This window comes from Cryobacterium sp. MDB2-A-1, assembly GCF_004402675.1.
Classification (GTDB): domain Bacteria; phylum Actinomycetota; class Actinomycetes; order Actinomycetales; family Microbacteriaceae; genus Cryobacterium; species Cryobacterium glucosi.
In genome coordinates this window covers 66,165-75,834 of sequence record NZ_SOFK01000038.1, presented here as the reverse complement: position 1 = coordinate 75,834, position 9,670 = coordinate 66,165, and the positions used below count along the sequence as shown (strand labels likewise).

9 protein-coding genes, 2 tRNA genes and 1 pseudogene are annotated in these 9,670 nt (G+C 66.8%); 6 read left to right on the top strand and 6 right to left on the bottom strand.

Features of this window, described 5'->3' with window-relative positions; genetic code table 11:
• Nucleotides 1–329: pseudogene (locus E3O39_RS15340) on the top strand (hypothetical protein); the annotation flags it as partial.
• Nucleotides 330–396: 67 nt separating this feature from the next.
• Here E3O39_RS15340 and E3O39_RS15335 read toward each other — a convergent pair.
• Both E3O39_RS15335 and E3O39_RS15330 read right to left on the bottom strand, forming a co-directional pair.
• Nucleotides 397–945, bottom strand: a complete 549-nt coding sequence (locus tag E3O39_RS15335) for a helix-turn-helix domain-containing protein (RefSeq protein WP_134448812.1) — start codon at nt 943–945, stop codon at nt 397–399.
• Nucleotides 946–955: 10 nt separating this feature from the next.
• On the bottom strand, nt 956–1,624 hold the full coding sequence (locus tag E3O39_RS15330; protein WP_134448811.1) for a cyclase family protein: 669 nt from the start codon (nt 1,622–1,624) through the stop codon (nt 956–958).
• A 111-nt stretch (nt 1,625–1,735) separates the two neighbouring features.
• Here E3O39_RS15330 and E3O39_RS15325 point away from each other — a divergent pair, with 111 nt between their 5' ends.
• The 5 genes from E3O39_RS15325 to E3O39_RS15305 all read left to right on the top strand — a co-directional run bounded on the left by E3O39_RS15325 (nt 1,736) and on the right by E3O39_RS15305 (nt 6,454).
• The gene (locus E3O39_RS15325; RefSeq protein WP_134448810.1) at nt 1,736–3,313 is read left to right on the top strand and encodes a cytosine permease; all 1,578 of its coding nucleotides are present in this window, start codon (nt 1,736–1,738) and stop codon (nt 3,311–3,313) included.
• The gene (locus tag E3O39_RS15320; protein ID WP_134448809.1) at nt 3,310–3,720 is read left to right on the top strand and encodes a nuclear transport factor 2 family protein; all 411 of its coding nucleotides are present in this window, start codon (nt 3,310–3,312) and stop codon (nt 3,718–3,720) included. Before E3O39_RS15325 ends, E3O39_RS15320 begins: the two co-directional genes overlap by 4 nt.
• Nucleotides 3,721–3,801: 81 nt before the next feature.
• Nucleotides 3,802–4,809: a dimethylarginine dimethylaminohydrolase family protein gene (locus E3O39_RS15315; protein ID WP_134448808.1), complete on the top strand. Its 1,008-nt coding sequence runs from the start codon at nt 3,802–3,804 to the stop codon at nt 4,807–4,809.
• A 3-nt stretch (nt 4,810–4,812) separates the two neighbouring features.
• A complete protein-coding gene (locus tag E3O39_RS15310; protein ID WP_134448807.1) occupies nt 4,813–6,084 on the top strand; it encodes a M20 family metallo-hydrolase in 1,272 nt (423 codons plus the stop codon).
• 55 nt (nt 6,085–6,139) lie between these two features.
• On the top strand, nt 6,140–6,454 hold the full coding sequence (locus E3O39_RS15305) for a hypothetical protein (protein WP_134448806.1): 315 nt from the start codon (nt 6,140–6,142) through the stop codon (nt 6,452–6,454).
• A gap of 160 nt (nt 6,455–6,614) precedes the next feature.
• Here the strand turns inward: E3O39_RS15305 and E3O39_RS15300 are convergent.
• The 4 genes from E3O39_RS15300 to E3O39_RS15285 form a co-directional block, all read right to left on the bottom strand.
• A tRNA-Met gene (locus tag E3O39_RS15300) sits at nt 6,615–6,688 on the bottom strand.
• A 33-nt stretch (nt 6,689–6,721) separates the two neighbouring features.
• Nucleotides 6,722–6,793, bottom strand: a tRNA-Thr gene (locus E3O39_RS15295).
• 81 nt (nt 6,794–6,874) lie between these two features.
• Complete coding sequence (locus E3O39_RS15290; RefSeq protein ID WP_134448805.1) at nt 6,875–8,752, bottom strand: glycoside hydrolase family 13 protein; 1,878 nt, start codon at nt 8,750–8,752, stop codon at nt 6,875–6,877.
• Nucleotides 8,753–8,760: 8 nt separating this feature from the next.
• The gene (locus tag E3O39_RS15285) at nt 8,761–9,669 is read right to left on the bottom strand and encodes a sugar ABC transporter permease (RefSeq protein WP_134448804.1); all 909 of its coding nucleotides are present in this window, start codon (nt 9,667–9,669) and stop codon (nt 8,761–8,763) included.
• Between the last annotated feature and the right edge of the window lies 1 nt (nt 9,670).

Genomic DNA, 9,670 nt, shown 5'->3' with positions numbered 1-9,670 from the left:
CTTCGACTAGAGAATCGGAAGAGGTCAGGCCGTACCAACTACCCAGAACAAGGGGTACCGACTACGTGGACTGGAAGTACCAACAAGGGCTACTCGCCAGCGAGGCCGGCTTCTACGACGTCGGCACCGGCCCGGGTTCGGCGGAGGCGAAGTACGTCGACTGGCTGACGATCTCCGACCAGGCGTCGAGCGTTCTGCAGGACGTCGGACGCATCAAGGCGCATCCGCTCGTTCCCGCGGGAATCCCGGTCTACGGCTACATCTACGACGTGACGACCGGCCGGCTCGTCGAGGTGCCTGCGGCCACGGCAGCCGGCTCGGCGCACTGAGGCAACCCCTGCCCGGCTGAGGCGCGGTGCCGGGGCAAGCCTGCGGACGCGAGCCGGCGATGTGCGTCTACGGCGCCGGGGCGAGCATCCAGATGACTTCGCAGGCGTCCGCCGGCGAGGGGTTTCGCCAGCGATGCGGATCCCTGCCGCGGAATGTCATCGCGTCACCCGTGGCCAGGAGAAAGACGTCTTCGCCGATGACCAGCTCGAGAGAACCGGCCAGGACGAGCACGAACTCCGCCTCGCTTTCCAGTTCGTAGAGGTCCGGGCCCGCCGAACCCCCCGGCTGGATGCGGGAGTGGATCACCTGCATATGGGTCTGCACCCCCGGCGTCAGCAGGAACTCCTCGGCGCCCTGGCCCCCGAAGTTGATCGGCGCCCCCTCACCGGCACGGACGATCTGGGTGGCCGGCGCCTCGAAGAGTTCTCCCACCCGGAGACCGACGACATCGCAGATCGCGACGAGGGAGGAAACCGAGGGCGACACCTGGTCGCGTTCCATGCGGCTCAGAAACCCCGAGGTGACTCCCGCCGCGGTGGAGACCGCCTCCAGGGTCAGGTTCTTGGCCTGCCGGGCTGCGCGGAGCCGCGCTCCAATCGGAATCTGACGTGCCATTTCAACGTCCCTACGGTTCGAGCCGAATCGCTACCGCTCGCACCGGAGCACCATCTGCCGCTTCAAAAGCTATCGGAAGAAGCGAGATCACCGGCGCAGGGAAGTCGATTGCCGCGATATTCGTCAGATTCTCCCCGATCACGCCGTCGACGTCTGCGATGAGGTGATGCACAGGGAATCCATCACCCGGATGGGTCTCATCGGGGGTTTCATCGATGTTGATCGCGTCGATCGCGAACGTTCGCACGCCGAGCCCGATCAGGCGACGGCAGGCATCCGCATCGAGAAAAGGGTTCTCGAAATACCGGTCGGTGCCGTAGTGCTCGCTCCAGCCGGTGTGCAGGAGGATGATCGAACCCGGTCGCACCTGGTCGGCGACCGGCTCGATGAACTCCCAGCCGATGCGGCCGCGGGGCCCTGCGGCCCGGGCGTCGACGATGACGCCGCGTCCGACGAAGCGCTCGAGCGGGATCTCGTCGATCTTCAGGCCGGTCTCGCTGAAGTGGAAGGGGGCGTCCACGTGGGTGCCGGTCTGGGACCCCATGGACACGTTGAGCAGATTGAAGCCGTCTCGCTCGATGGTGCTGTGCACGGAGAATTCGAGCACCGGATCCCCCGGGTAGACCTGCGTGCCCGCACCGACGGGGACGGAGAGATCGACAATCAATTGTTTCGTCATGGTAAATAATTCTTGCATATCTATCAATTTTCTCCCAGTGAACGTAATGTCATCTCAACTTCTTCTGCGCAGTCGGAGACCCCACCCGCTACGAAAGACAAGGCGTTCACCATGACCAGCAGCAACACTGGCGCCGGCGATTCCGGCACCGCCGTGCTCAATGCCCGCCCCAAGATCACCGAGGTCGAAACCCACGGGATCGACACCATTCCACACCCTGACCGCACATCGACGTGGGTCGACCTCCTCCGCATCCAGTTCGGCGGCGCCAACACCTTCGCGACCGTTCTGCTCGGCACCTTCCCGATCGTGCTCGGCCTCTCGTTCTGGCAGGCCGTGCTCGCCACCGTCGCCGGAGTTCTCGTCGGCACCGTCTTCCTCATGCCGATGGGCCTTTTCGGCCCGCGCACCGGCACGAACAATGCCGTCTCGTCCGGCGCGTTCTTCGGCGTTCGCGGCCGCGTCGTCGGCTCCTTCCTGTCCCTCCTCACCGCGATTGCCTTCTACTCGATCTCGGTCTGGGTGAGCGGTGATGCCCTCGTCGGCGCGCTCAACCGCCTGGCCGGCATCGAGGACTCCGTCGGACTCCGCACCCTCGTCTACGGCGTCATCGGCGTGATCGTCATCGTCGTCGTCGTGTTCGGCTTCCAGTTCATGCTCCTCGTCAACAAGACCGCCGTGATCGCAAACACCGCCCTGATCCTGCTCGCGTTCGTCGCGTTCTCCGGCACCTTCGACGCCGGATACAACCCCGGGCCCGATGCCCTCGCCCTCGGCGGCTTCTGGCCCACCTTCGTCGCCTCCGCGCTCATCGTGATGGCGAACCCGATCTCCTTCGGCGCGTTCCTCGGCGACTGGTCTCGCTACATCCCGAAATCGACGCCGACGAGCAAGCTCCTCCTCGCCACCTTCCTCGGCCAGGCCCTCACCCTCATCCCGTTCCTGTTCGGCGTCGCCACCGCCACGATCGTCGCGGGCCAGGCCGACTACGTCTTCGCCCTCATCCAGGCCTCCCCGATCTGGTACGCAGTGCTCCTGATGGTGGTCGCCTTCATCGGCGGACTGTCGACGGGCACCACCTCGCTCTACGGCACCGGCCTCGACTTCTCCTCGGTCGTGCCTCGCTTCAGCCGGGTGCAGGCCACCATCGGAATCGGTGTCATCGCTTTCCTGTTCATCCTCACCGGGCGTCTGTTCTTCGACCTGCTCGGTGCCGTCAACGCGTTCATCGGGGCCATCATCGTGACCACGACACCCTGGATGGTCATCATGGCGATCGGCTTCCTCGTGCGTCGCGGACACTTCGATGCCCGCAACCTGCAGGTCTTCAACAAGGGCGAGACCGGTGGCATCTACTGGTTCAACTCCGGCGTCAACTGGCGCGGCATGGTCGCCTGGATCGGCGCCGCCGTGATCGGACTCCTCTTCGCGAACTACCCGCCCGTCATCGTCGGCCCGTTCAGCGCCCTGGGCGGCGGCATGGACCTCAGCCTCGTGACGGCCGTCGTCGCGGGAGCCGTGCTCTACCTCGGCGCCCTCTGGATCTTCCCCGAACCCCGCTACGTGTTCGGCGAGGAAGGCCCGCGGCTCGTTCCCTCCTCGAATGCGCCGCTCCAGGACGTCGTGACCGACCACGCCTCGAGCGCGGCCCGCGTGCACGCCAGGGCCGCCGCACGGCGCGCCTCATGAGCGACGACGTGGCCGACCCCGGCACCCCGGCCGCCGACGCCCTCGCCGCCGCAGACGCGCTGATCTCCGACTTCGGAAACCATCGGCGGGACGCGTACTTCTCCCGGTTCGCCCCTGAGGCGACGTTCCTCTTCCATTCGGCGCCCGCGCGGCTCGAATCCCGGGCCGCCTACGAACAGCTGTGGGACGAGTGGGAACAGCAGAACGGCTTCCGGGTACTCTCCTGCGTCTCGAGCGAGCGTCGGATCCAGGTCTTCGGCAAGGTCGCCGTGTTCAGCCACGACGTCGCCAGCACCGTCAGCTTCGACGACACCGTGGAGACCCTGGCCGAGCGCGAGTCGATCGTTCTGGAAAACCGGGGCGGCGCATGGCTGGCCGTGCACGAGCACCTCTCCGCGAGGTCGTGAGGTTCCCGTAGGAGCCGGACACGACATCCGCCCATGACCATATCGACACGCGTCCACACCCAGTCACCGAAAGAAGCATTCATGCACGAGATCGATTCCACCCTCGAGATATCCGACGGAAAGTTCCACCGGCTCCTCGGACCGGAGGCCCTCCCCGCGTTCGGCGACACCGGGGAACTCGAAGCGACCTGGGGACGGCGCTGGGGTGCCGCAGACGAGGTCGGCCGGCTGCGCTCCGTGCTGATGCGACGGCCGAGCCAGGGCCTCGCGAATGTGCGGGCGAACACCTACAACGAGGAACTCGGCGCCCTCGTCGACCCGGAGCTGCGCTGGTACTGGACCGGGCGCGACACCCCGGACCTCGACCTCCTCAACGCGCAGTACGACGACTTCGTGAGCACCCTCACCCGCAATGACGTCGAGGTGGTGTTCGCCCCCGAGCTTCCCGCCACGTTCACGAAGTCTGTGTACACCCGCGACCCGTTGATCACGATCCCAGGCGGAGCGATCATCGGGCGCCTCGCCCCGCGGATGCGCCGGGGGGAGGAACAGTCGATCACCGCAACGGTCGCCGCTGCGGGGATGCCCATCCTCGGCACGGTCACCGGCTCCGGCCTCGCCGAAGGCGGCAGTTTCCAGAAGGTGCGGCCGGACACGGCGTTCTTCGGCACCTCGGTGCGCTGCAACCCGGAAGGGTACCGGCAGCTGGCGAGGATCCTCGAGGAATTCGGCATCACCCTGAAGCGGGTCACGCTGCCCGGATACCTCATCCACCTGGACATGTGCGCCGTCATGCTCGACGACGACCTCGCCCTCGTCAACCCGCGGCTGGCGCCCTACGACTACATGGCACAGCTGTGGGACCTCGGCATCGAAACCATCGAGGTCGATCCCCGCGAGGAATGGGCGTGCAACATGCTCGCCCTCGATCGCCGCAAGGTGATCATGCCCGACCACTTCCCGCGGACGGCCGAGATCCTCAGCGACCGGCACGACGTCGAGGTCCTGCCCGTCGCCTACCGCGAGATGCTCAAGAACGGCGGCAGCGTGCACTGCTCGACCATGGAACTGCAAAGAGACTGGAGCTAGACAATGACCACGAACACGATTGTCGACGCGAACACCGAGGCGGATGCCGCAGCACTCCTGGCCGATTTCCACACCATGTCCGAATTCGGCGCTACCATCGGCGGCGGCGTCGACCGTCAGGCGGCGAGCGCCGCCGACGGCCAGACGCGGTCCTGGTTCTCTGCCTGGCTGGCCGACCGCGGCTTCCGGGTGGAGGTCGATACGATCGGCAACATCTTCGGCCTGCTCGAGCTGGTGCCCGGCGCGCCGTACGTGCTGTTCGGCTCGCACCTGGACAGCCAGCCCCTCGCCGGGCGGTACGACGGCGCATATGGCGTGCTCGCCGCCGGGCACGCCGCGCACCGCGCACACCGCGATCTCGCGGCATCGGGAATCACGCCCCGGTACAACATCGCCGTGGTCGACTGGTTCAACGAAGAGGGCTCACGGTTCAAGCCGAGCATGATGGGCAGCGCGGTCTTCACCGGCCGACTCGACCTCGAGGTCGCCCTGGCGACGACCGACCCGAGAGGCACGAGCGTGCGGGAGGCACTCGACGCGATCGGCGGCCGCGGCGGCTTCGTCGGACCCGATGTGGCCGGCTACGCCGAGATCCACGTGGAACAGGGCCGCACGCTCGAAGACGCCGGGGTACCGATCGGAGTCGTCGCAAGCACCTGGTGCGCGTACAAATACGAGATCGTCGTACTCGGTGAGCAGTCCCACACCGGCTCGACCCTGATGCGGGACCGCCGCGATGCCCTTCTCGGTGCCTCCAAGCTCGTCGTCGCGATCAACGAGCTGGTCCGCGAGTTCGACGACGAGGTGCTGCACGCATCCGTCGGCGAGTTCACGGTCGGGCCCAACTCCCCCGTGACCATTGCACGCGAGGTTCGGCTGCTCGCCGACCTGCGCGCCCGGGAATCCAGCATCCTCGCCAGCGCCTTTGAAATTCTGCAACAGCGGATGCGCGCCATCGAGTCGGAAACCGGCGTGCGCATCGAGGTCCTCGCCTCGAGCGTCTGGGAGAGCGGACCTTTTCTCGAGACCGGGCTGGCCATCACCGAGACGGCCGCCGAGCAACTCGGCCTCGACAGCATGCGGGTGCTCACCCTCGCCGGGCACGACGCCACGAATCTGAAGGAAACGGTTCCCGTCATCCTCATCTTCGTTCCGAGCGTGGACGGGGTGTCCCACAACGAGAAGGAATTCACCCACGACACCGACCTCGTCGCGGGCGCCCGAGTGCTCACCGAGGTCGTGAAGCGCCTCGCGCTCGGCGACTTCGCGGGGTAGTCGCGGCGGCGCGGTTGAGGCGTCGCGTCCGGGATCGGTCCCCTAGCATGGCCACATGGGCGAGATCGAGGCTGGGCAAGGCAACGTTTCCGAGTCAAACCGCTCGCGTCGGGTGAGCGTATCGATGGTCGTCCTCGGCGCCGTGGCGGCCGTCATCGGACTTGTGCTTCTTCTTCTGCCGAGCAATCAAGCGAGCTTCGGCTGGTACGCGTATGCGCCGCTCAGCGATTCGACATTCCTCCCGCCGGGCGGGCTGTTCTCGCCACAGAATCAGATCGGGATGGTGGTGTTCATCGTCGGGCTGGTCGTGCTCGCCTTCGGTGCCGGCTGGATGCTCGGGCAACGTCACGATGTGCGCCGTGCGGAATAAGCCAGAACATCGAACTAGACGATGAGTTCGCGGCCCGAGGGAAGGGGCGCCGATAGTCGTGGTGATCGACAGCACAATCCAAAGTGCGGGGTTTGTGCGGGGTTGAGCCTCTGGATGGCACGAAGAAGCCCCGGACTTCGCTGAAGTCCGGGGCTATGTGTAGCGGGAGCGGGAATTGAACCCGCGACACCACGATTATGAGCCGTGTGCTCTAACCAACTGAGCTACCCCGCCACGACCTGCCGGCCTCACGACCGCCCAAGCCTGAGCCCCCTGTGGGAATCGGACCCACTACCTCTTCCTTACCAAGGAAGTGCTCTACCAATGAGCTAAGGGGGCAGAACTTCTCTTCAGAAGTTGCGCCCTGAATTTCGGCAACCGGTAAACATTATCATCTCCGCCGCCCTCCCCGTGACCGTTTCACCCAACGGGCACGAGCACCCCGGGAAGCGCCCAGGCCGTGAACGACGGGCCGGGCGCTGTGAGGCGGATGCCGTCGGTCGCGCCTACGAGCTCGGCGTCGCCAAGAAGCCGCATCGCGGCATCCGCTCCCGCCAGCGTTCCGGCCGGCAGGGACACCGCACCGGGCGCCCGTGCCGCCAGCACGAGCACGGACTCATCGCCCGTTTCGCGCACGAAGACGAGCACGTCGTCGTCGACGTGCAGCCAGCGCATCGAGCCTCCGTTGAGGGCCGGGTGGCCGGTACGCAGGTGGATCAGGGCGGCGTAGAGGTCGATCGTCTCCGCGACCGCCGGCTCCCCCGCGCTCGCCCAGGGCATCGGCGTGCGCGAGTGCTCGCCGTCGTCGCCGGTGAGGCCGAACTCATCCCCAGCGAAGACGACCGGGATACCGGGCAACGTGACCGACAGCCCGAACGCCACCGGCACGGCTCCGTCCAGGGCGTGAGTGCGGAAGCGAGGTGTGTCGTGCGTGTCGAGGGCGTTCATCGTGGCGAGCCGCGTGCGCCAGGGGAACCCGGCGGTGAAGCGGCGATGCGCCTCGACGAACTGCACCCCGGTGTACTGCGGGATCGTGCCATAGGGCAGGCCGAAGAACGAGGAGGGACTGTTCGGCTTCGAGAGCCAGCCCCAGACCGGCCGGGTGAAGTTCGCGTAGGTCATCGCGCCGTGCCAGGCGTCGCCCTGGAAGTCGCTCGCGGCGTCATTGGTGCTTTCACCGAGCAGGATCGTGTCGGGGTTGACCTCGATCATGGTGCGGCGGATGGTCTGGCGCACCTCGGCGTTGAGGTCGTCGCCGAGCATCCGCCCGGTCATGTTGGCGACGTCGATGCGCCAGCCGTCGAGGCTGTACGGCGGCTCGAGCCAGTGCGCGACGACGGAGTCGGGGCCCTCGATGAACCGCCGCCGGAGCTCTGCCGAGGCCCAGTTGAACTTGGGCAGGCTGCGCGCGCCGAGCCAGGAGGCGTAGCCGTCGTGCTCCTCGTCGAGCCAATAGTAGAAGGCACCCTCGGGGGCCGCAGGGGCGCGGTGCGCGGCCCGGAACCAGTCGTGGCGATCGCCCGAGTGGTTGGACGTGAGGTCGCCGATCACCCGGAGGCCGTTCGCGTGCGCGGCACTGACGAGCCGGACCAGGGCATCGCCGCCGCCGAGCAGGGGATCGACCTCGCTGAAGCTCGAGGCGTCGTAGCGGTGGTTGGAGGCACCGGGGAACACCGGGGTCAGGTAGATCAGGGTGATGCCGAGCCGGGCGAGGTGGTCGAGGTGGTCGACCACGCCGTCGAGGTCACCGCCGTAGAACTGGTGCGAACGACCGGGCTGTTCCCTGTCGACGCCGTCGCTCCAGCCCGCCGGGATGCCCCACGCGGGTGCCTCCCGCCCGTCGGCCCTCGCGGACCGGCCGAACCGGTCGGGGAAGACCTGGTACATCACGGTCGACCGCGCCCACTCGGGCGGCGGAGCAAACGTGACGAGCTTGAAGTCCTCCGAGTCGAGCGTCTCGATGGAATGCACGCCGCTCGCGTTCAGCCAGGCGTGGCTGCCGTCGACCCGCGTGAGGAGGAACCGGTAACCGTGCACCGGGTTCTCCACGAGCACCTCGGCCTCCCACCACTGGGCGCCGTCGACCCACTGCGTGCCGTCGACCGTGCCGAGCAGGTGCGCCGCATTGAATCGAGGCTCCCTGTCGGGGTTGGACCGCGCGTAGACGGCACTGACACAGCCGAACTGCCGGGGAACGCGCACCCGCACCCGCACCCTCTCCCCGAGCGCGGGAGTCTGGGTGGAGACGTAGAGCGGTGACCCGTCGTGATGGGGCTCTGCAGAGGGCTGCGGGCGCATCGTGCCGATTACTTGACGGACCCGGCGGTCAGCCCACCGACGATGTACTTCTGCAGGAACAGGAACAGGGCCATCACCGGCAGCGCCGCGAGCACGGCTCCGGCGGCGAACACCGAGTAGTTGCTCGAGAACTCCTGGGAGACGAACTGGTAGAGGCCGACGGCGAGCGTCTGCTTCTCCGGCGTGATGAGCACGATGCTCGCGATCACGAACTCATTCGTCGTGCCGACGAAGGAGAGCAGGCCGACGACCGCGAGGATCGGGGCGACGAGCCGCAGGATGATCGTGAAGAAGATCCGGGCATGGCCGGCGCCGTCGATCTTGGCCGCCTCGTCGATCGAGGCGGGGATCGTGTTGAAGAAGCCGTACATCAGGTAGGTGTTCACGCCGAGGGCGCCGCCGAGGTAGACCATGATCAGCCCGATCTGGGTGTCGAGGCCGATCGCGGGGAAGATGTCCGAGATGCCGCTGAGCAGCAGGAAGATCGCGACGACGGCGAGGAGCTGTGGGAACATCTGCACGAGGACGAGCATCAGGAGCCCCGCCCGACGCCCGCGGAAGCGCATGCGGGAGAAGGAATATGCGGCGAGCGCTCCGAGGAAGACGGTGCACACCGAGGTGATCGTTCCGATCAGGAGCGTATTGCCGTACCAGGCGGCGTATGGCTGCTGCGGCAGGTTGAACAGGGTCGAGTAGCTGCCGAGGTCGACCTCGTTGAAGAGGCCGTTCGCCGTGATCAGGGTGCCACCCGGGTGCAGCGACGCGGAGAGCACGTAGAGCAGCGGGAATGCGGAGAACACGACCATGACGGCGCCGACGAGGTGCCGCCAGCCGGTGCGGGAGAACCACCGGCCGAAGTTGAACGGTCGTTTGGTCGGGATGTACAGGTCACTGGTTTCGGGGGCTGCGATTCGCATC

Excerpts from the sequence above, each read along its gene's own strand:
- E3O39_RS15330 (WP_134448811.1), bottom strand. The coding sequence starts at position 1,624 with ATGACGAAACAATTGATTGTCGATCTCTCCGTCCCCGTCGGTGCGGGC.
- E3O39_RS15320 (WP_134448809.1), top strand. The coding sequence starts at position 3,310 with ATGAGCGACGACGTGGCCGACCCCGGCACCCCGGCCGCCGACGCCCTC.
- E3O39_RS15335 (WP_134448812.1), bottom strand. The coding sequence starts at position 945 with ATGGCACGTCAGATTCCGATTGGAGCGCGGCTCCGCGCAGCCCGGCAG.
- E3O39_RS15290 (WP_134448805.1), bottom strand. The coding sequence starts at position 8,752 with ATGCGCCCGCAGCCCTCTGCAGAGCCCCATCACGACGGGTCACCGCTC.
- E3O39_RS15315 (WP_134448808.1), top strand. The coding sequence starts at position 3,802 with ATGCACGAGATCGATTCCACCCTCGAGATATCCGACGGAAAGTTCCAC.
- E3O39_RS15310 (WP_134448807.1), top strand. The coding sequence starts at position 4,813 with ATGACCACGAACACGATTGTCGACGCGAACACCGAGGCGGATGCCGCA.
- E3O39_RS15285 (WP_134448804.1), bottom strand. The coding sequence starts at position 9,669 with ATGCGAATCGCAGCCCCCGAAACCAGTGACCTGTACATCCCGACCAAA.
- E3O39_RS15305 (WP_134448806.1), top strand. The coding sequence starts at position 6,140 with ATGGGCGAGATCGAGGCTGGGCAAGGCAACGTTTCCGAGTCAAACCGC.
- E3O39_RS15325 (WP_134448810.1), top strand. The coding sequence starts at position 1,736 with ATGACCAGCAGCAACACTGGCGCCGGCGATTCCGGCACCGCCGTGCTC.